We start from the raw sequence: 22,371 nt of genomic DNA on the forward strand, positions 1-22,371 counted from the left end.
GCCCTTCGCTCTCGGTTTAGGTGATAACCTATAACGCCAGCTTATGCTCTGGGCTTCTATGCGTGAGCCCATTTATGCTGCAGGGTTACGACACAGCTACCAAATCATATCCCCCTTCACTCATACCACGTTCTATTAAGCCCTCTGTGTCACTCCATTGCATCGCAGCATAGGCTAATATCATCAATCAAACACTGGAGGCATGCATCATGGCATACGGACCTGGTTCAGTTCCTATCCCGCCAACTGCGGGTTATCCTTACCCTTATTATCCACCGCCACCCTATCCATACCCCTACCCTTATCCATATCCCTATCCACCCATCGTACCGTTTCCGCTGCCCTTTCCCATCGGACATATCGGAGGCCCAGGATGGCATGGCGGTTACACGGGAGGTCCGCACGGTCCATTCCCTGGAGGCGGCTATCCGGGCGGACCACATGGCGGAGGACCCGGGGGCCCTGGTGGACCTGGCGGAGGTTTCCACGGCCATCGTTTCTAATGGTAAAATAGCAATGCAGGAGCTGCTGTTCGCAGCTCCTGTCTTTGTTCAACTTTCTTTAAAATATCCAATGCCCTTCTGTTGAACAGATTCTACCTGCTCAATACTCAATCTCATCCATAATCTTCAGATTACGGTTGGACACTTCCAGCAAGTCTGTAAATGTCTCAGACACATAATAAACAAAGTCCGGATCATGCACATACATAATCACTTGCCCGTAGGTTCCTTTCTCTGTCGGATCAAAATCAAGCATCAAATACAGCGAGCCTCCCGCCATCGTTGCAAAAGGAATCCACTCTTTATGGAATAAGTAGGGCTTAATCTCCGGGTCTAGTTTGCTGATCTCTTCGTCAGAATAGTACTCGTCCAATTTCTCATCTACTTCACAGAAATATTGTTTGGTTTCCCGAATTTCCTTCAATGACATCAGATAAAACGGATTACATTCCTCTGCTTCCGCATCACCCGGATACAAGATATGAAATGCATAACCACTGCCGTCTTTACGCTTATAGAAGGAACTGAAATCCTCCGGCAGCCGGACGCCATGCTCCGTTTCAAATGCGGTTAGACTGTGCTCAGAAGCACCCTCCCGATGCTGGTATTCGTCGTATAACTGCCGAATTTCATCATCATGGATTTTTTCGTTCAGGAGCTCATTCAACGCATCAAACAAATCATTCCATTTTGCATTAGCCTCAGGTGTCATACACACCCCTCCCTTTTCAACTCTTTTCAACCCGTTCCCGCACATATTCCTGATATCCCCAGAACGCCTCTTCTTCCCCTCCCTCCGTCTTCGATCAGAACCATAACAGCGTAGGAAAACAGATCCAGCCACCGTTCCATCAATGCAATCTGTTCATTTGAGATCAATTGATTACTCTGCAACATTCCTTCAGGTTCGACGGCCCATGCACGTCCAAGGTGGGTAATTCCCCATAGTGAAGCCATAATTTCACGATCCAGCGTAGGTTGTTTTAGTTCAGGAGCCAAAACATGCAAGATTTCCATGAGTTCATGAAAATTTTCTTCATTCAGGTTACCGCGAAAGGGGCGCAAGCTACCAAGAAAACCGGTTTCCATTGTCGAATGATTCAGATCATCGCAGGCAAAGGCATGACATTTCAACAAAATCACTGCTTCTTCACGCTTCATTTAAACCTCCACTTTACCCAACCTTACTTTATCCAGTCTTGATCTTCAATCATTGGTGTTCACCAACGTAAAGGTTCTTCTCCACGCCATAACACGTAGCGCTCAATTTCACGGAGGGTGCCTGTGCCTATACCATACTCATCCATCTGATCAGAGTTAAGATCAAGAATATGCAGCATGCCCCCGAACGTCCCCACTGCAAGCTTGGACTGGTCAGGCGAGATCGCCAAGGAATAGATGGTGCTGCCTACAAAATGTCTCCACACTTCCTGCCCATCACCATTCACACAATATAAATATCCGTATGCGTCACCAAGCACCATACCTGCATCCAATTCTACTGCAGCGTAAACACGGGCATTCTCATCCATTACAGGCCAATCTTCCTTACTCTCATTACCATCGATCGTTTCTAGCTGAACTTGTATTGTAGCACCGTTATAAAAGTGACAGGCATTAAACCATACCTTCAAACTGTCTGCGGTGAAAACCGCATAATGAGGATAGCTGGATTCAGGATAAAGCGAATATGTCTTATTCTGTTGGCGATCCAGAACCATATGGTTACTGACCTGGCTACCGTAGGCAATCCAGCGACCGTCACGTGAGACTGCGGCATGACCCATATCAATCTGTGTATCTTCCAACTCATATTCTTCGATTTCTGCAGGATCCGGGTGCAGCAGGGATACCTGGTCTTGCTCTACCAGGTAGATTCCATAATTGGAGAAAATAAGAACGGATTTCCCATCATTGAATGGAATGAGTCCTTCAAGTGTGCGTTCCGGATGCTCACAGTCAGCAAGGGATTCGATGCGTGGCAAAGACTTCTGGATACTGGATTGGATATCTTCCCAGCGATACACCGCAAGCTCTTGTCCTTCCAGATGGCGATCTGGTTGTCTGATGATACGAATACCTTCTGATCCGGCCAGCGCATAGTCTCCACCGTCTGGCGAACAACCTGCGAAGGTATACTGAGAGAATAGCAACCATCCATGTTGATCAGCCGTATATACACAGCCATTCTCCGTGAAGGTGCTGGTTGTGAATACTATTGTTTCTGTGTTCAGATAACCTACTACCCGAACGGCCTGCATGAAAGATTGAAAATGTTCATTCAATGGCCATGTTGCAGCAGGCAGTTCAAGCCGAAGCCGTTTCAAATCCCCTTGAAGATTGGCTTGCTTCACCATCTCCCACACTCCAGTACTAATAGAAGCTCTGGCATCCTCCGCGAGCTCCGATTCATCCAGTTGCTCTCCTGCCATGCCTCTGCGTACAAATGCATTAACATCTTTTGCGTATCGTTTGCCTTCATTTCGCCACGTTTCTGCAATATTTTCTTTCAACCAATTCAATTGTTATTCCTCCACTCCGCCTCTATTGATGACTGTACAATGATTTGCCAGCAAAAATTGATCCAGATCGTGATCCCTTGCACCTTCCGTCCCGTGCATCTCTTCATAGAAAAGCGCAATTTCCCTGCCGTTCGCATAATTAAAACGTAAATATCCACCCATAGAGACCATAAAAAGCTTACATGTGTACTCATTTTCCATCACTGCATCCCACTTGAATTTACTCTTACACAAATCGGCCAGTTCTTTCATGGAGCCTTCACGTTCAACGTTAACCAAATGGTAGAACGTGTGGTTTCGCAGCTCGTTCCACGGTTCAAAATACGCCGGGGTCAGCGGTTTATCCTGATGGTAATATCCGCAATAGATCCGGTCCAATGTCTCTCCAAAGTCAGCTTCTGAGCAAGTCCACAAGATAATATGCTCATCATGACGCGGGAGCCATAACAATCCCTTCACCTCTGGATGAATCGCCAGGAAATCACCATCCACCGAACTGCCGATACTGATGCACTCCTGAAGCTGATCCTGGGTAACCGGTGTATCCTCCGTGTGCATCCAAAAATCATATTCAGCAAAAGGTTTCAATACCTCCTGGTCCGGCCGCTGCACATTCATCCAGCCCGTATACGTGCCTTCCCCGTATTGTTCCAGCCATTGGCGATATGACGCAGGTAACGAGGTAGAATGCTGTTCTTCAAAATGATCCAGTTCCTTAGCCGGTATGGGCTTCAACGCACGAGTTACTATATACATTCACGACATCTCCCTACGATCGTTTCGTTCAATTCACCAGTCATTCAACCGGTCAGCAAATTCAACTAGCCTAAGCCAGTTCTTCCTGCACAATCTCGGTTATTACGCCTTTGCGGTTTACAATGCGTATGGCAAATGCATCATAGCCGTCACGTTTCACCTGCTCAAAATCCATGCGCTCTCCCGTAATTAATTCGAAGGTTCCACCTTCATCCACATCTTCCCCGAACTCTTCATCCCACGGCACATTGTAGAAGGCAGATAGCTGTACTTCAAATATGTCTTCTCCTTCGACGTCCAGGTAGGGCCGTAGCGGCCTGTTATTCAGGTCTTCCTCTGGATATGTCTCACACAACATCGCATCATAACCTTGTTTGGCTGAATCGATGAGTAAGTAACGTTCTCCTGTTATAGTGTGCTCTGCATATACAATGAGAGGTGTCGAATCATGCCAGGTTATCAGATCATCTTCGGTTAAGTCACCATAATAAAAAATATGGAACTTGTCTTGCCCATCGCTCGTCTGCAACTTGCCTTTCCATTCGACTTCATGAGTCTGAACATCCGAAATCTCCCGAACCGAACCTTCCAAATATGTAGGTCCTTTATGTACACCAAATAAATTCATCATCTCGCCTCCGCTTTATTCATTCGAATGGTTACGACTTTATGTTCTTCATCCACATCCAGCTTCACATCGATGTCCAACTTATCATAGAACAAAGCCGTAACGTTGATATAAGGATCACGAGCAGCTTCGCTGCCTCCATTGCTAGAACGACTCATCCCCTGATGAATAATGGATTGTACCAGCTGTCCATCCTCTTTTCCAGTATTTTGATAAGTATAAATCACCTCTTTGTCCTTATTATAAAAATTCAACAACGTTGTAAAATCTTTAGCATTAATATATTGCTTTTCGGATTTTACATATTCATTCTCTGTGGATTGATATCTCACTGTACCCGCCAGATAGGGATTATCTTCACTGGATCGAACATCAAACTCCTGATAAGCGATGTGAAAAAGGTATTGAATATGATTCACATTTTTGACTCGCGTTCTGCTGGTTTATCCAGTCTTATGCTGAAGTTTGGTCAATGTGCGGATAACCAGCTCCCTGTTCTTGGCGTTCTTAATATAAGCGGGAATGGAATGTGAAGCCGTCTTCAAAGGTACATTTCCAGGTTTCACGCGCAAATCAGCCGAAATATATGAGATCAGATAGTTTAAATGCTCTCGATTAACAGCCCATAACACCTTACCTCTGATATAGTCCAGAAAGTACAATTCCATATTAAACACAGGATCTCGCCCCTCTCGAATATCGGGATAATACCCTAGGTATGCTAGCTTTTTATGTAATTCGACATCATTAACGGTCCCGCAGTGCGGGCATTCAATATGTGATGCTTTGTGAGTTATCTTTTTCTCATCCGTCACTTCAATATTGAACCAGCGCTCACATCGGATGCAATTGTTCTTGGCATTGTACTGATATTCTGTCTCTTGAATTCCATGAGCGTAACATTGCGAACATTTCCATGCTAGATGATCTTCTTCTATGACAATAAAGGCGTGCCCGCCGCATGGTTTACATTTCACATCGACCTGCTCTCCCCGGCGAAGAACAGCGTAGAAGCTGTATTTATAAGCCCCTTCATCCTCGAAACGTTTCATTTTCAATCCTGCCTTCCCCCTACATGATGACAATCGCTAAAAGCAATCACTCAGCATTTCCCAGTTGTTCTACCTAAAATTATATGTAACTCCAGTGCTTAGCACAAGAAAACACAACGTAAAAAAGAGTACCTTACTCCAGATCATCATCTGAAAGGTACTCTTCTCCCCTATTAAATTGAATGAATCAAAGGTCAAGCAAAAGGGATACAAGCAATCCCATCGAAGCGATAAAACCTACTACCGGCCCACCTTCTTCGAACGCTTCCGGCATCATGGTGGAGCAGATCATTGCAATAATGCCTCCTCCGGCAAATGCCCCAATAGCCGCGGCCATCTCATCAGGAAGCTGCTCCAGGAACAGGTATCCTCCCAATGCTGCAAGTGCAGAGATGATCAGTACACCCAGCCACAAGAGAATAATCTTGGAGCGGGAGTATTTATTGCGTTGAAGTCCAACCGTACTGGACAGACCCTCCGGAATATTACTCACAAAGATAGAAACAACCAACACAACACTGACACCTTTCCCGGCGAGTAGACTGGCCCCCAGCATGATCGATTCGGGAATGGCATCCATGACCGTACCTGCAAAAATACCAAGTCCGCTCTGGCTGGAATCTCCGTTCCCGGTGTTTTCCGAACGCTTGCGCCCTGCTCCCCCTTTACTGGAAATGAGCAAATCGAATAGCGTGTACACTACGGCCCCTGAGGTAAATCCAATCGCCGTCGGCACAATTCCACCATCATTGAGCGCATCCCCAATTAATTCAAATGCAGCTGCACCAATCAGGGTACCTGTACCAAAAGCCATGATCCAGCCAATAACTCGTTTCGGAATTTTCAGAAACAGCGCAGCAAGTGCTCCTATGACAACAGCCGAGGCGGAGATGCCGCCCCACATGAATGCAGTCCACATCCGGGATGACCCCTCTCATGTTCATATATGATCTATCACTCCATTAACCGGAGCATAGAGAACAAAAACAGGGGAGATGACCAGATTAATATAAAACCGCTAACTTTAAACCATCATTTTGCGTAGTGAAGATATATATCTTGAACGAATGACGAAGAAATAGAAGGTCTGTGCCAGCAGAAATGCACCAAATACGGTTAATACCGGAACAGTATAATTCGTAATACCGAATTCAGTCAGAAACGGCTTAACAACAACGAGCGTTTCAACAATTGAGATCAGGATTGGGAAGAAAAAGAGAACCGCGATCTGAATTGTGGATGATCGTTTCATCTCCTGAAAACTGAGACCCATTTTAGACAAGGAATGCACCATTTCCCCATCTGCCTCCAGATCCGTGTGCAGCCTGAAATAGAGAAAGCTCGCTGAGGAGATCGAGAAGATCAGTCCAATGAATATCCCCAAAAAGGTGAAGAGTGCCGTTGTCTGTCTGAATTCTTCGAAGTCAGCATATCGCGTCGTGAAAAAGCCCGAAAAATCTTTATCATTAGAGTTATTCCTAATGATTTCATCCATGCCCGCCAGCCGATCGCTTACCATCACTTCAGATGATTGCCTATCGGGCACCGATCCCCCCCATGAAGGGATATGATAAAGATATTTACCGGACACAGCATCTTTGTCCAATTGTCCGGCAAGAGCCTTAAACTCTTCATCACTTACAATAACTAGGGCTGATGTATACAGAAGCCCGTTGAATTCCGGTTCATTTCCAGTGTATTTAATATCGAGTGTAACAGGCCCTGAATTCATATCCAGCGTTAACTGATCGCCCTTGGCATAGGAACGAAATCTTTCTTCATGTCGAGGCTTCTCCACATTGCGTGAATCGATGAATATACTGGAATGAGCTGAGAGCTTATAGGTCGGTTTGTTCTGGATTGTGTTGAACTGGTTGAAATCACTTAGAGACATCACACTGATGCCGCTATCATCCGTACTTGTCCAAAAATATTCCAGATAAGCGTTCTGATATTGAAGACCCGCAGCGTCAAGAACCTCATTGACGGGTGCCATGTTAGGTTCTTCCGATGCACTGTACACGTTATAACGAATCGGAAAATGATTGTCTCTAAATACTTGTCGATTCTGTTGATCCAGCGACAAAATGACCACTGCACTCATGGAAGCAATCGCAATAACCACCGTCACCATAAACAGCATGCGTGCATTATCTTTTATTTTGTAACTCATCTCGGAAATCCATAGCAAGCGTGTACCATGCCACACCCGTTTGCGGTTACGTTTCAACAGACGAATGGCCAGCACGGAAAGCTGCGAGTAGAAAAAATACGTACCTGCAATGCCTGTCACAGCAGCGATCAGAATACTCTCACTCGACAAACTGCCGTATAGCGCAATGAATCCCGTAGCGAGAAACGCAAGCCCAAGAATAGAGAATACCCATGATGCTTTAGGTTCCTTTTTGGGTTTGCTCGTGCCCGTTAGCAGCTCCAATGCGCGCTTATTTCCGATAAAGATCAGTGTGAACAGGGAAATGCAAAAGAACAGTACTAAAAAAGCAATCACTGTAATCAACATGGCCTTTACCGGGAAATAAAAAGGCAGGTCTTCCATACCGATAAATCGGGTGGTTAACATCAGGAACAGCTTGGATAATAACATGCCTCCACCTATTCCAGCCACAATGGACAGACATCCGATAAACATATTTTCCAGAATGACCAGTCTTCGAATCTGTCCTGGTTCCGCGCCCAAGATGGTTAAAATACCGAATTCCTTGTTCCGTGATTTCAGAAATGCACTAATGGAATACATAACAAAGAAGATCGCGAAAACGTATACGATGACGGAGGCAACCTGCATTCCCGCTGCCGTAGTCTTACCAATCGGCAATTTCTCAACAAACGGATGATAGATAAACATCGCATACGCGAAGAATATCATGACCATGAATGCACTACTTAGGAAAAAGGCGATGTACGCTCGCCCGTTTCGGCGAATGTTGTTAAAGGCGAACTGAGGAAAGCTCATGCGAATTCCCTCCCCAGAAGGATAATGTATCAATAATCCGTTGAAAGAACGTCTGTCGGTTATCGCCACGATGCACTTCGGCTGCGAGCTTGCCATCCTTGATAAATACAATCCGATGGCAGTAACTTGCGGCAAGTGGATCATGCGTGACCAGCATAATGGTTGTTTTCTCTTGCTGGTTGATCTGTTCAAGCGATTCCATTACCGCTTGAGATGAGGTGGAATCCAGCGCACCTGTCGGTTCATCGGCCAGTACGATGGATGGCATATTAATCATGGCCCTGGCAATGGCTGTTCGCTGCCGCTGTCCGCCCGAGATTTCATAGACTCGTTTATCCAGAATGTGATCAATTCCAAGCTGAGTGGTAATCCGATCGAGTCTGCTCTCCATCTCCTTCAGCTTGACCTTGTCCAGCGTCAAAGGGAGTACTATATTTTCAGCAACGGTCAAGGTATCGAGCAGATTAAAATCCTGAAATACAAATCCGAGTTCCCGGCGTCGGAACATGGCGAGTTCTTTCTTTTTCATATCAAACGGATTCATGCCATTAATCAGCACCTTGCCTGAACTTGGCTCATCAATGGTCGAGACCATATTGAGCAACGTCGTTTTCCCACTGCCCGATGGCCCCATAATCCCTACAAATTCACCCTGCTTGATGGTCAGATGAATATCACTAAGGGCTTGAGTCTGCACTTTGCCCTGATACACTTTGTTTAGTGCCGAAACTTGCAACATTTCCATGGTGTTTCCCCTCCAAATAAACTATGCTTTCTTTTCATATCCTTATCCTAAACGACCTCCTCCAACCCTGCTATCGATTTACCTTAAACTTTCCTTACACAGCGTTTAAGGTTATGTTCCCCCTTCTTCCTATTCCATAAAAAAAAGCACCTCGCCCATAGGCAAAGCACTTCTATTTTCGATTCATCCAGCTGAATCGGACCAATGTTCCTTCATCGGGTTTGGAGAACAATTCTATCTGGTTACCCAAACGTGTACTGATCTCACGGACCAGATATAGTCCCATACCTGTAGATTCATGATACTGTCTTCCCCGCTCTCCGGTGAAGTAAGGATTAAACACACGTTGAATATCTTCAGCCGATATGCCGATGCCCTGATCCTGAATATCTAATACGATTCGTTCTTCCTCAATATAGGCGGTAATCATGACTTTTTTACCAGCTTTGCTATCTGAGTAATTAACGGCATTGGTCAAAATCTGGGTAAACATGAACCGCAGCCATTTGGAGTCACTGTAAACTCGAAGGTCGTTGTCCATTCGAATATCCGGTGTAATTCCTCTGCGAATAAACAAACGTCGATTCTCAGCTACGCTGCTTCGAACCACCTCGGGTAGAGACAGAAGCTCTACGCGAAAATCCCCTTCGAACTGTTCCAGGCGTGAAGAATGAAGTACCATTTCCAACCCTTTGCGCATTTTATCCAGCTCATCCTGTATGCTGCCTGCAGTTTTATCATCATCCACATCTTCCAGGGTCAACTGAATAATGGACAAGGGTGTCTTCATCTGATGGACCCAACGATTCATGAATACAACCTGCTGCTCACTATGCATGCGCAATTGCCCCATCTCATTCTGACGGTTACGCTCCAGTTCATGCATCAATTCCTGTAAAGAATTAGCCACAGGGGCATTACCAAGTGATTGGAAAGGCTCCTGTACCAGCCGTTGTGGCTGCTGGAGCACACGGTAATACGGATGGAGCTGGAAATAACGCACGGTCAGATACACGATCAATACCACTGTACTCAGAAACATGCCATAAAGAACAATCCTCATGGGGCGTTCCTCACCTGAGAGCCAGTATACACATGGGACAAGCAGCATTTGTAGCAAATAAAATCCGATGAGGGGCAGCTGATCTCTTAAGAACAGTTTCATTGTGGGTCCTCTTGGACAGGTGACTCCAAATCAAGCAATCGGTAGCCCGCTCCGCGAACGGTTTCCAAAACCTCTTCTGCCCCCAGATCCTTCAGCTTGCGGCGAACACGTGTAATGTACACATTCAACGTATTATCATCAATAAAATGCTGATCTTCCCACATCAGTTCGAGCAAACGTTCCCGGCCCACCACCCGACCGGCCTTGGCCATCAGCGCTTCGACCAATATGGATTCCTTCTGAGTCAGCTCTACGGAAAGACCATCGAACTCCAGTACATATCTTTCGGGGTACAGTAGCATAGAGCCATTTTTCACTTTCATTTCTGGTTGAACAGCTGCATACATCCCATATGCTCTACGCAGGTGACTACGAACTTTAGCAAGTACGACCTCGTATTGAAAAGGCTTCGTAATATAATCATCCGCCCCATGTTCCAGCGCCATAACCTGATCCATGCCACTGTCACGAGCCGAAATAAATAGAATGGGACATATGGAATGCGAACGGATCTGTCTACACCAGTAGTAGCCATCAAATTGAGGCAGATTTACATCCATTAATACCAAATCCGGACCGATCTGCATGAATTCATCCAGAACATGACGGAAATCTGCCACAATCTGCACTTGAAAACCATTTCGGATCAGATATTCACCCAGCAATCCTGCGAGCTTGGCATCATCTTCAACCAGCAATATCGATTGCATCGTCAACCTTCTTTCCGTTCCCTGACATATCTTCTACATCTAGTTTACCATTCTAGTCAAAAACGGATTGGAAATAAAGGATTAGACCACCAAACGTCCACGTTTCTCTGCCAAGCCAATAGTCGCTTCCACTCCGGAATTAAATTCAAGAAAGTCCTGTTCTACCCCGTCACTGAAAATAACGCCGTCCTCCGGCATCTGGGAGACAATCTGCAAAGGCTGTTTCGGATGAATCTGTCCAAACACCAGATTGGCTGCAGTCGTCCGGCTGGGGAAGGGTTCACGTACTGTAAAATACAGATAAGGCGCATCCCAGCCAAAGTGATTCATGTCGCTCATGCTCCCCTGTGCAGAAGCAGTCGCAGCGATATGTGCTTCTGAATAACCTTTCCCTCTAGGGTTCGAGTTTGAATGAGAGCTTCTGCTGTCTCTATCGGGAATGAACGCTTCACCCGATTGGATGTGCTGCCACGCTTCCGAGCCCACGACTCCAGCAGCACCTGCCAGCACACTTTTGAACCAGCCCGTCGATCCCATTCCCGTGGATACAATCACTCCGCTGGAGGATTGTTGTTCTACCGATGAACCCATGCGAACTTCATAACGAGCAGATACATGCGTCTTTCGGCCAATGAACAGATCGTTGACGCCATAGAGATATTGCCCATCATTCAGCTCCACTTTGGCCAGAGTCACTTCTTTCAGAGAGCGACGTTTACGAATAACATCGGGAATAATGAAGCTCAGATCCTCTACCGTAAATGGCAGCAATACCCCATCCCAACGCATGGGGTCAGGATTAACACCAATGAGCGGCTGCTCGGTTACATACTTGAGCGTATTGGCAACAAGACCGTCCTGTCCAATCACTACCACAATGTCCTGTGCTCCAAAAATAAAGTTGGGCACATGTTCCCGATCAATGGTCTGAACCCGGCCCAGTTGGCTGAGCTGCTGCTGGGCTTGCTGCACGGAATGATGATAACGTCTGTCCTCCTCCAGGTAATCACTGAAGTCTGCTCCCAAGCGTTCGATATAGAACTGCGCTTGTTGGACCGTATTATAGCGGACCACCAATTCTTCCAGCCTCGTTCTGCGTTTGACCAGAATCAACTTGTATTCGGTCATCGGTTCTCTTCCAGTAATGTGTGCGGCTACAGTCTGGCTTGCCTTCCCAAGTCTCATCGTGCCCGACCTCCCTGCTGCTCTCTTGTCGGTGGATTCATCAATCCTTGCAGCAGATCCGGCGAAATGTTAAGCTGTCCAATTTTCCCGGCATTCTCAGCCAGCTCCTGGAATGCAAGGGCAATCAGTTTATCCGAGTTCATACCCATGTTAGCCATCGCCTGTAGCACGCTAGGCTCCACCTGTTGTAACGAGTTCATCACGGCAGCAATTTCATAGGCTTTGGCATCAGCTTCGGCATTCTGATTGGCAATCGTCAATTCAATAAGCTGTTGTTTCCGTTCCTCCATCGCCGTATTGAATTGGAGCTGTTCCTGTTCCATCTCATTTTGTTTCTGTTTCACCGAACGCTCTGCATGTAATTGTGTTTCTCGAATCTGCTGTTTCTTCGTCTCAACGGCAATTTCCGTGTTTAGTTCGTTCTCCTTCACTTTCCGCTCCTGTTCAATGGATGCGTTGCGACGTACATACAGCGCTTCGTCGGCCTGGCGTAAAATCTCTTCCCGCGCTTGTGCTTCCAGTGCACGCATCGTCTCTTTATTGGGCAAAATGGCCAGAATGGACAGACTCATCAGCTCTACGCCCAATTTCTCCAGTTCCTGACTCTGCACCACTTCCCGTTTCATGCTGCTGGCCAGCCGTTCGCTCGATTGAATGGCTTCCTTCAGGGGCATTTGCTCCAGATGTTTTTTGGTCAGCACTTTGGCGGTCGTAATCACACGTTGATCCAACTTGCCAGGATCGTCGGAAATATATCTGTTTTTGCGCAAATTGTACGTGTAGTTCAGGCTTTGGGTGATTTTCATATAATCAACGATACGATAGCTCAGTTGACCCTGAACCGTAACGGTTTGATAATCAGCTGTTATTTCTTCGAACATAAAGGGCACATCCACCGAAGATACAGGCAGAACCACCACCGACGTCGTCGGCTCATAATAGTAGAAGGACAAACCCACTCCTTGAAGCTGAACCTGCCCATTCTTCACTTTCATTACGTACTCACTGGGTTGAAACTTCACGAATCGGAATCCAAACATCGCTCATTCCCCATTTCTTAATATTATCGTTTTGATATTATCGAAATGATAACAAATGAATTCGATATTGTCAATATGACATTAACAACTTTTTTTTTGCTTTTATATAAAAAAAACCTACCTTAGGCAGAAGCCTTAAAGCAGGTCGATTTTCTATAATTATAGTCAGTAATGACAACTCATTGTGGGTTAAGTTATGCGAGGCGCTAGCCTAACATTAGAAGTCATCAAGCTGTTAATCATTTATTTGTTTTGTTCAGCGCTCTTCAAGATCAGATCAACAAACAAATCGATCTGGGCAGTAATGGCGATTGGATCATATCGATAGAATGTATCAAAATCATTCTCGAAGAACCGGTGATTCTTCACCGCATCCAGACCGTTCCATACTTTGGACTGTTTGAATTCCTTCAGTGCTTCGCCTTTTTTCTCAGGATCGTACACCGTCATGAACATGTAATCCGTAGCGTATTCAGGCAGTACTTCGAGCGATAGCTGCACGGTCTGATTGTCTTTGCTCACCTTGCTCGGCATTTTCAGCTTCAAAGCATTGTATACAACTTGCCCGCCCCGGCCTGCGTTGTCGCCAAAGATCCACAGATCCCCTTTGTCCGTCAACTCGTATAATCCAACGGTTGTATTTTCGTCCACGATACCTTTCAGCTTCTCGCGTCCCTCTTCCGCCTTTTTCTCATAATCGGCAATGAACGCCTTCGCCTGATCAGGTTGACCCATTAAATCACCAAACAGCTCAACTGTCTTGTAGATATCTGTGGCTGTACCATATGGGATATGCACAGTTGGTGCAATTTTGGACAGTTCCTCGTAGTTATCATCATACATCACAACGATCAAGTCAGGCTGTAATTCCAGCGTCTTCTCCACGTTCACCGGATAACCCACGTCTGTGGTGTCTTTCAGCTTGTCCTTAATGAACGGATTATCAAAGGCACTTGGCTCCACACCAATCAGATTACCGCCTACAGACAGAATTTCGCCCCCGTAGTAATCGGTCACGATGCGTTTCGGATGTGCAGGAATGGTAACCGTCCCTTTATCCGTCTCATATTCACGTGTTTCACTTTCCGCTGATTCATTCTGAGCTGTATCGGTTCCAGTGGATTCCTGATTCTCACTCGTCTGTCCTGAGCCGCTCCCCGTTTCATCCGTTGTCTTTCCTGCATTTCCGCAGCCCGCAAGAACTAGCGTAAACACAATGAATAACGTGCAGATGGAAAGAATCGATTTGGATTTAAACATATACATGATGCCCCCTATAATTCATTGCTTTTTGTGATAATGGTAATCATTATCATTGGAATCATAGCAGAATTGATTACTAACTGTCTACCATTTTAATTGAAATCCATAAACATAGGGATCGAGCCAGAAAGACCCGATCCCTATATCATATATACACTTAGAATTTATAAATCTGCTCCATCATTCTGGCTACAGCGACCGCCCCCTGTGCTCGGTTGGCATGCTGTTTTGGCGCAAACGTGCCATCCGCCATTCCTCTAAGTAGACCTTGCTCCTGCATGGATGCAACAGCTTGTTTTGCATATTCAGCGATATCTGCGTTGTCATTAAATGTGGTGCTGTTGGGTGTTGAATCAACGGCTGTACTGGTGTTCTGCTTCATGACCTGTATCGCACGGTTTAACATCACCGCCATGTCCTCGCGGGTGATACGTTCATTGGCTGCAAACGATCCGTCTGCTCTGCCTTGCACGATTCCCATCTCCAGACCAAGGCGTACGGAATCTGTATACCACTGATCATTCTTCACATCCGTTAGAGCTGAAGTGGATGTATCCGGCAAACGTGATTCGCCAATCCCCTTCATGATCATTTGCAGAAATTGTGCTCGTGTCAGCTCTGCTTGCGGACTGAATCGGGTATCTGTCATGCCTGAAATGATTCCTTTGCCATACAAATTCTGAACCTCTTTAATGGCCCAGGAGTAGGATTGTAAGTCATTCAACGGCACCTGCACTTCAGTAATCACGAAACGGCCTGATTGAAGCGGCTTGAAAGCCAGACTTTGGGTCATTTCATCATATTGAGTAAAGGTTACTGGTTTCATTTCACCATTTGCCAAAAGGGATTGGATAACCAGCACAACGTCTTCTGCATTTGAATTTTGAACATTCGACATCGCAATTTCAATGGATCTATCAGTCCACTGTAACGGCTGCCCATTCAACAATAGATCCACACTGACCACGTTGCGGTTACCGATGGCTTTCTTTTGCGCTTCAGACAGATTGGCTGTGGAGTCTTCGACCAGAATGACATCCATTGTAACTCCATCTTCATTACGAGCATCCTTCAATAGACTTAATGGGATGCGGACAGATGTCTGCTTCATGATCAGCTCCAGCGACTGTAATGCCTGAGTACGTGCCCATTCCTGAAGTTGATTTGCATTGAGCCGGAAGGTCGCAGCCTTTGTATCCTTAGGAACATCTGCAATCAAGGTGAGCTGTTTGCTGCCTGCTCCCATTCCGTCAATCGTTTGAGACAACTGCTTCATATCAGGTTGAATCACATAGGAGCCCGCTCCGGTACTTGTACCTTTGAATGTAATGGAACCACTTTCTCCTGGATTACCGGATTCAACAGGTGGCGTTACAGAAGGATTGCCGGGATTCTGCGATGATCCAGGCGTGGAAGGCTGTGCAGGTTGACCGGGCTGTGACGGCTGACCCGGAGTCGACTCTTGCCGTACAAGCTGACTAAGCGCCTCTTTCAACGCGTTATCCGCAGCACTGATTTCCTGTGCACTGGCTTCTGCATCATCCATAAGCACACGAGCATACGACAATGCCTGTGCAAACCTATTCCAGCTTACGGCCGTGTAATCATTTTGATGCAGCTTCGCAGCGGAATTCACTGTAGTTCCCAAGGCAGATTTGTCCGCCAGGAACATACCGTAAGCTTCAAAATCCATAAAGCCTACCCACTGAGAACCAGCGGTAATGGTCAGTTTAATATAACGCGCCTCCGTGCCTGCGGGCAGGATATGCCTCGGACTGGTGGAAACAACCACATCACTTGTTGTATCCACGACTTTGACAAAGTTCTTGTTATCGTTGGATACTTCGATCTGGTATTTAATGCCTCCACTCCACATGGACATTTCCAGCTTACGGATCACAGCGGTCGCCCCCAGATCCACTTGCCACCAACTATCCACACTTTGGTCTGTTCCCCATGAAGTAGTGGGGTCACTGTCAATCGCTCCCCCAGGTGAGTTGTCTTTTCCACCACCAGTACCGGCACTGCTTGATGCAGTAGCTGTTTTACCTGTTGTTAATGCCTCCAGCAAAACAAGGTTGTTATGGGCTTTCTGAAGTATTGTCAGAGCCTCCTGCACTTCCGATTGTATGGCATCCTGCTTGTCTCTGACCGTGATTGCCGATAACAATGCCGCTTTCAGGTTTGCCCAGCTTCGCTGTGTATATGAAGATTCGGTCAGCTGCTGGGTTTCACCGATGAACTGTGTCAGCTCAGTTTTGTCTACATTGGACAACCCATGAATTGCTGCTTCCACTTGTTTTGCTGCTGTATTCACCTCGGTCTGAGTGGCTCTTAGATCTGCCATGATCTGTTCTGCACGAGTAAGAGACTTAGTCAGAACAGCCCAGGTTGCAGCAGACCAATCTGCTTGCTTATATGTTTTGGCTTCGGTAATAATCTCCTCGAGAGTGTTCCGATTCGCCGCTATAACATCAAGCTGCTGCATAACCTCATGAAGAGTGGCAGTCGCAGCGTCCGTATCCTGTTGTGTCACACCAGATGTATACGCCAATTTGTACGTATGCTCGGCTGCCGCAATGGCCGGAGCGAGTGTGGTCCAGCTTTCAGGTGTAAAATCACTGGATACCAGCGCCTTTGCACGCGTAATGGCTGCCGACAAATCTTTCCGATCTGCGGGCAGAATGTCTAAACCACGTTTGTACACATCCAGCGATGGCAGGGCACGCCCTTCATACGAGTAACCGCCATTCGCCGGATATTCGTCATAATCAAACATGGCGTGATTCTCCCATGCGTCTCCCTCGGAAGCAATCCAGCCTACATTGGCCGCAATCCATGCAGGCTCCCAATAGAAGAAACCCGCTCCCTTCTGATCCGGAACTTGTGAGATCATGTCCATGATGCCTGAAATCGCATCGTATTGTCCCTGCACGGTTGCCGGGAAGGTAGCACCTCCCACATTCAGCGTTTCCGGGTTGCCAATAATATTGCCGTGAGCGTCCCCGTTTTTATACGAGAATGGATAGGACGTCTCAGCAATAATGACTTCTTTTCCATATTTCGCAGATACTTCATTCATCGTTTTGCGCACATCTGCGAATGTTCCGTGCCAGAATGGATAATAGGACAGCCCGATAATATCGTACTGCAGCCCCTTTTTCTGCAATTCGCCGAAGTACCAGTCAAATGTATCCGCTTTGCCCCCTTCAGCCAGATGGATCATAATTTTGACCTGATCTCCTCCAGGGACATCGCGTACGCCGTCCACACCGCGCTGAAGCAAAGCTACATTTTCATCAAAATTGACGTTACTCTTCAATCCGTTTAACACGCCACTGTTAATTTCGTTACCGATCTGAACCATGTCGGGCATCGCGCCCGCATCCTTCATCTCGCTTACCACTTCACGCGTGTAATCATAGACAGCGTTCTTCAATTCGTCGAATGAAAAGTTTTCCCAGGCCTTTGGACGAAGCTGTTGGCCCGGATGTGCCCATTCATCAGAATAATGGAAGTCGAGCAGGACCTTCATGCCCTTGACCTTTACCCGCTGGGCCAGACGAATCACATCTTCCTTGTCGTTATATCCATTGGATTTCTGTGGATCATTCCACAGACGAAGCCGCACATAGTTCACTCCACGGTCTTTGAGAATATCGAGCAGATCGCGCTCAGCTCCATTGCTGTCCAGATAATAACCTCCATTATCCTCAATGGCTGTTAACGTGGAAATATCCACCCCTCTGACAAAATCACTACGATATCCTTCTACCGTAACGGTAGCTACAGGTTGAATGGGAGCTCCATATACATCACCTGTAACGGTAAAGCTGCCTGCTGATGCATATTTTGAAGGATTAATTTCCTCCCATTCAACCGGGACAAGGCCCGATTTCTCGTTCTGGTAATGTGCCATGACTTCATTAGGCAGAACTGGGGCACTCCGGCTTACGGTTGTTACGTTGACTGTATCATACTTCTCGATGTCTGCCGGGTTCCGCACCTCTTCCTCCCCCCAGATTTGGAATTCAGAAATGCCAGGCCACCAGTCGGTACCCGCATAATAAGGAATCGTGACCTTCACATATTGAACCGCATCTGCCTGAAAATCCAGATTGACCTGTGATTCCGCTTTATCGTTGGCAGAGTGATCTGCCACAGGTGTCCAGGTATTTCCGTCCTCAGAAACTTCAACCAAAAACTTCACAACCTCGTTTGCATCCTTCCACGTTAGTTCCGCACCGGAAAGGTTGTATGAAGCTCCCAAGTTTACCGTCAGCCAATGCGGTTGATCTGCTGAAGTAGGACTATTCGCACTCCATTTAGTATCTCCTTTGCCATCCACCGCTTTTTCTTTATTGCCCCCCCATTGTAGATCCTCCGAGCTGACCGTAACCGCCTTATTCAGCGCAACGTTTACTTTCGCCGCTGCCGCTGCGGGCCGAACTACCAGCCCCAAATCACAGAACAACAACAGTAATACGAGACAGCCACTTATGTATCTTTTGTGCACGCTTGATCTCCCCCTAATCGTATTTGGTTCAACTTGAACAATGAATGTTGTAAATCATTATTATTGTAAGCGCTTTACAATAATCGAGGACACGGTATTATGCCAAGGAAACAGCAGTTATTTTAACACATCGAATGGTAATTCCTTGCTCACTGTGGATCGATTCCCATTCCTAACAAAAAAAATCTGTCCCTCTGCCTGATTAGGCAGATTGGAACAGATTTTAGCCTTACTATATGCTTACTTGCTGAGCTTCAGCTCCAGTTGAACCTGAATGTCATTTTCAGTAGAAAGGACCACCGAATGTGGATTCTCCATACTAAAATCTTCAAAGTTAACCATCGTTGTGGCGGACAACAACACCTGGTCATTTTCATAAGCGGCTTTTACGTCAAACGTTACCTCTTTCTCAATCCCTTTTACCGTTAGGGTTCCGTTCATTTTAAAATCTACGGTCTGCCCTGCCGGCCATTCCGTGGGTACACCTTCAAATGAGGTAGCCTTAAATGTAGCTTGTGGATAAGTACTTGCATCGAAGAAATCAGCCCCCTTCACATGTCCATCCCGCTGGCTATTGCCTGAATCAATGTCACTCATCTCAATCTGTCCATCCGCCTTCATCTGGGACGCATCGTCTACATTAAGGGTCAGGTTACCACTCACCTGCTCGTCGGCAAAATTGACGGTTTCCTGTGATGTCGTTACCGAGAAATATACTTTTGAACCTTCGCTGATGCTCCAGTCTCCATTCAGTTGCTCTGCTCGCGCTGCATCGTTGGATACGCTTGTACCACTGTCCGATCCGGCTTCCGTTGCGGACGCGGCGGTGCTGACAGGAAGTACCTGTTCAATCTCAACGTTGTTGCCCAGGTAACTGTTCGCGAAATAGTACCCTCCGCCTCCAAGAATAACAATTGCTGCCGCGCCTGAGATCATCCATGTTTTTGTCTTTTTATTCATCTCTATTTTCCTCCAATGGGTAACTGTATAAGTTGGTTATTTATCAGCATCTTAACAGCCCAATGTGTCAGGATGACGTCAAGAAATGACATACAACGCATTTTTTTCTGAAAATAATTGCCTCATTGGCATTGTGCTTCCGCTCATGTAAAATCAGTACACAAGCTTCTGAAGTGAAAGGAGACACCTTCTTGAAATCCATACTCATCGTCGAAGATGAACAAGCTATCGCCCGTGTGCTGGCTGCCTATCTTCGAAAAGCGGGATTCGATGTTCGTCATGTAGCGGATGGACCCACTGCTTTAACTCAATTTGATGCGGATGTTCCTTCCTTGGTTTTGCTGGATGTGATGCTGCCCGGAATGGACGGTTGGGATCTGCTGCGAATCATCCGCGAAAAAAGTGCTTGTCCCGTCATCATGCTAACCGCACTGGATGATATTCAGGACCGACTGAATGGGCTGAATGCCGGTGCGGACGATTATATGAGCAAACCCTTTGTGCCCGAGGAAGTGGTCGCCAGAGTCAATGCTGTGCTTCGCCGCAACCCACACTGGACAGCCGAAGGTGAGGGCAAACGTTACTTTGGCAATCTGGTCATTGACCTGGCTGCCAAACAGGTACTTTTGAACGGCGCCGAGGTTGCACTGACACCACGTGATTTGTCCCTGCTCCTGTTTCTATCGGAATACCCCAACCGCACATTTACCCGAGACCATCTGATCGAACAGGTATGGGGCATGGACTATGACGGAAGTGATCGGGCTGTGGACCTGTCGATCAAACGGCTGCGTCAGGCGTTATCTCACTGGCTACCGGAAACGGGAGAAATCCGGACTTTACGGGGAATGGGGTATCAATTTTGGATCGCCAACTAAAACGAAATACACCGAAACGTAAAACATCCATTCTGTCTTACTGGACGCTTCGTTATTTTCTAATCCTCTGCATCGGCTTTACCATTATTGTTGCAGGGGCACTTTACTGGATCAGAACCACTTCCATTGAGAAAGGTCTCAAAACGGCCCAACTATTAGGTCTGGAAATCGCCGAGAAGGTAACTGGCACAGAAAACAAACTGTATATTCCCCCGGATCTTGACAGACTGGTGGACAAACGTACCAAGCTTTTCAATACAGATAATTACTTTTGTATTATGGTGCTCGACAACAATAATCAATTGATTTATTCCAAACCAAAAATGACGCAGCAGGATGTGTATTATCGGCTGTCTGACGACCTGCGCGAACCAAGAAACAATAAATTCGCCGGGGTTACGGTTAACGTCACAGATGACGATCAGACGCTCGGTAAAGTGTGGGTCATGCAATCCAAAAAGTCCATTGCATACAATCCGGAAACGATGCTGGTGGTGTGCATCCTTTTCGTTGCTTTAATCCTGTGTGGTTGGTTTACAATCTACCTCCTGTCCCGCAAGCTCTCCAAGCCTATTCGCCAGGTCGCCCACGCCGCGGAGCAGATTCGAAACGGAAACTATGAAGTCAATTTGGATCTGAATACACGGGAACGGGAGATGAATGAACTCGTTGAATCTTTTCGCGAGATGTCCATTCGTTTGCAGCAATTGGAGGAATGGCGTGCCCTGTCACTTGCTGGGGTAACCCATGAATTGAAAACGCCGGTAACGTCCATTAAAGGGCTCGTGATGGCTGTCCGGGATGATATCGTTAGTCCGGAGGAAGCAAAGGAATTTCTGGACATCGCACTCAAAGAATCCGAACGTATGGAACGTATGGTCGCTGACCTGCTGGATTACAATGCGATGAGCGCTGGAAGTGTTGCTGTTCGTCGGGAACGCATAGATCTGAATTTGCTGGTGGGTGAGATTATCTATCAGTGGAAAATCGCTTATGAGGACAAGTCTCCCGAAATTGAATTGCATACACCTTCGGGTACGCTCTATACCATCGGTGATACCCTTCGGATTCAGCAGATCATTGTCAACCTGCTCAATAACGGACTGCAAGCAGCCGCTTCCGACCATGCTGCCGTCTTTCATATCCGTTTGCGTGCGGAGGAGGACAACCTGTTTGTTAATGTGCAGGATAACGGTACGGGTATCACCAAAGACGATCAACCCAAGATCTTCGAACGTTTCTACCGTGGCGAGATCAAAAAACGCCGTACCCGTGGACTAGGTCTGGGACTGACCTATAGCCGCTTGCTTGCTCGAGCCCAGGGAGGGGAGCTGTCCCTGACCTCCAGCAGTCCTGAAGGCAGCCTTTTCACCTTAACTTTGCCACGATGGTCTGGTCCTGAAAAAACAGAGATAGAACCATCTTACCGCGCAACGGCTAACGCTTAGCAGGACACGATGTCTGCATCTCATAA

Annotated in this window: 20 protein-coding genes; 3 read left to right on the top strand and 17 right to left on the bottom strand. The window is 46.7% G+C overall.

Annotated features, from left to right (window positions below; genetic code table 11):
- Positions 1–209 precede the first annotated feature (209 nt).
- A complete protein-coding gene (locus tag BUA17_RS30595) occupies positions 210–503 on the top strand; it encodes a hypothetical protein (protein WP_083584632.1) in 294 nt (97 codons plus the stop codon).
- Positions 504–603: 100 nt separating this feature from the next.
- Here BUA17_RS30595 and BUA17_RS09735 read toward each other — a convergent pair whose 3' ends face one another.
- From BUA17_RS09735 to BUA17_RS09815, 17 genes are all read right to left on the bottom strand, one after another.
- A complete protein-coding gene (locus tag BUA17_RS09735) occupies positions 604–1,215 on the bottom strand; it encodes an SMI1/KNR4 family protein (protein ID WP_072733367.1) in 612 nt (203 codons plus the stop codon).
- 26 nt (positions 1,216–1,241) lie between these two features.
- Positions 1,242–1,664: a hypothetical protein gene (locus tag BUA17_RS09740; RefSeq protein WP_244552103.1), complete on the bottom strand. Its 423-nt coding sequence runs from the start codon at positions 1,662–1,664 to the stop codon at positions 1,242–1,244.
- A 59-nt stretch (positions 1,665–1,723) separates the two neighbouring features.
- Positions 1,724–3,025 (bottom strand): hypothetical protein, encoded by a 1,302-nt coding sequence (locus BUA17_RS09745; RefSeq protein WP_072733368.1) that lies wholly within the window; start codon positions 3,023–3,025, stop codon positions 1,724–1,726.
- Positions 3,026–3,028: 3 nt separating this feature from the next.
- Positions 3,029–3,781, bottom strand: a complete 753-nt coding sequence (locus BUA17_RS09750; RefSeq protein ID WP_072733369.1) for an SMI1/KNR4 family protein — start codon at positions 3,779–3,781, stop codon at positions 3,029–3,031.
- Between the two features lie 70 nt (positions 3,782–3,851).
- On the bottom strand, positions 3,852–4,412 hold the full coding sequence (locus BUA17_RS09755; RefSeq protein WP_072733370.1) for a hypothetical protein: 561 nt from the start codon (positions 4,410–4,412) through the stop codon (positions 3,852–3,854).
- Complete coding sequence (locus BUA17_RS09760) at positions 4,409–4,828, bottom strand: hypothetical protein (protein WP_063563149.1); 420 nt, start codon at positions 4,826–4,828, stop codon at positions 4,409–4,411. The genes BUA17_RS09755 and BUA17_RS09760 overlap by 4 nt, the downstream gene beginning before the upstream one ends.
- 24 nt (positions 4,829–4,852) lie before the next feature.
- Positions 4,853–5,461: a hypothetical protein gene (locus BUA17_RS09765; protein ID WP_072733548.1), complete on the bottom strand. Its 609-nt coding sequence runs from the start codon at positions 5,459–5,461 to the stop codon at positions 4,853–4,855.
- Positions 5,462–5,648: 187 nt separating this feature from the next.
- Complete coding sequence (locus BUA17_RS09770; protein ID WP_063563150.1) at positions 5,649–6,380, bottom strand: ZIP family metal transporter; 732 nt, start codon at positions 6,378–6,380, stop codon at positions 5,649–5,651.
- Positions 6,381–6,485: 105 nt separating this feature from the next.
- Positions 6,486–8,435 carry an ABC transporter permease gene (locus BUA17_RS09775; RefSeq protein WP_072733371.1) on the bottom strand — a complete coding sequence of 650 codons (1,950 nt, stop codon included), beginning with the start codon at positions 8,433–8,435 and terminating at the stop codon, positions 6,486–6,488.
- The gene (locus BUA17_RS09780; RefSeq protein WP_072733372.1) at positions 8,410–9,180 is read right to left on the bottom strand and encodes an ABC transporter ATP-binding protein; all 771 of its coding nucleotides are present in this window, start codon (positions 9,178–9,180) and stop codon (positions 8,410–8,412) included. The genes BUA17_RS09775 and BUA17_RS09780 overlap by 26 nt, the downstream gene beginning before the upstream one ends.
- A gap of 172 nt (positions 9,181–9,352) precedes the next feature.
- Positions 9,353–10,345 (bottom strand): sensor histidine kinase, encoded by a 993-nt coding sequence (locus tag BUA17_RS09785; protein WP_072733373.1) that lies wholly within the window; start codon positions 10,343–10,345, stop codon positions 9,353–9,355.
- Positions 10,342–11,055: a response regulator transcription factor gene (locus BUA17_RS09790; RefSeq protein WP_072733374.1), complete on the bottom strand. Its 714-nt coding sequence runs from the start codon at positions 11,053–11,055 to the stop codon at positions 10,342–10,344. Before BUA17_RS09790 ends, BUA17_RS09785 begins: the two co-directional genes overlap by 4 nt.
- An 81-nt stretch (positions 11,056–11,136) precedes the next feature.
- Positions 11,137–12,201, bottom strand: a complete 1,065-nt coding sequence (locus BUA17_RS09795) for a diacylglycerol kinase catalytic domain-containing protein (protein ID WP_072733549.1) — start codon at positions 12,199–12,201, stop codon at positions 11,137–11,139.
- Between the two features lie 35 nt (positions 12,202–12,236).
- Entirely contained in the window at positions 12,237–13,280 is a 1,044-nt protein-coding gene (locus BUA17_RS09800) for an SPFH domain-containing protein (RefSeq protein WP_063563155.1), read from the bottom strand.
- A 243-nt stretch (positions 13,281–13,523) separates the two neighbouring features.
- Positions 13,524–14,540, bottom strand: coding sequence for an iron-hydroxamate ABC transporter substrate-binding protein (locus tag BUA17_RS09805; RefSeq protein WP_063563156.1), 1,017 nt, complete (start codon positions 14,538–14,540; stop codon positions 13,524–13,526).
- Positions 14,541–14,700: 160 nt separating this feature from the next.
- Positions 14,701–19,059, bottom strand: coding sequence for a glycosyl hydrolase 53 family protein (locus BUA17_RS09810; RefSeq protein WP_072733375.1), 4,359 nt, complete (start codon positions 19,057–19,059; stop codon positions 14,701–14,703).
- A gap of 240 nt (positions 19,060–19,299) precedes the next feature.
- A complete protein-coding gene (locus tag BUA17_RS09815; protein WP_072733376.1) occupies positions 19,300–20,019 on the bottom strand; it encodes a YceI family protein in 720 nt (239 codons plus the stop codon).
- Positions 20,020–20,210: 191 nt separating this feature from the next.
- Here BUA17_RS09815 and BUA17_RS09820 point away from each other — a divergent pair, with 191 nt between their 5' ends.
- Positions 20,211–20,897: a response regulator transcription factor gene (locus BUA17_RS09820; RefSeq protein ID WP_063563160.1), complete on the top strand. Its 687-nt coding sequence runs from the start codon at positions 20,211–20,213 to the stop codon at positions 20,895–20,897.
- Entirely contained in the window at positions 20,882–22,345 is a 1,464-nt protein-coding gene (locus BUA17_RS09825; RefSeq protein WP_063563161.1) for a HAMP domain-containing sensor histidine kinase, read from the top strand. The genes BUA17_RS09820 and BUA17_RS09825 overlap by 16 nt, the downstream gene beginning before the upstream one ends.
- The last annotated feature ends 26 nt before the right edge of the window (positions 22,346–22,371 follow it).

The sequence above is a fragment of the Paenibacillus sp. ov031 genome (assembly GCF_900143165.1).
Taxonomy (GTDB): domain Bacteria; phylum Bacillota; class Bacilli; order Paenibacillales; family Paenibacillaceae; genus Paenibacillus; species Paenibacillus marchantiae.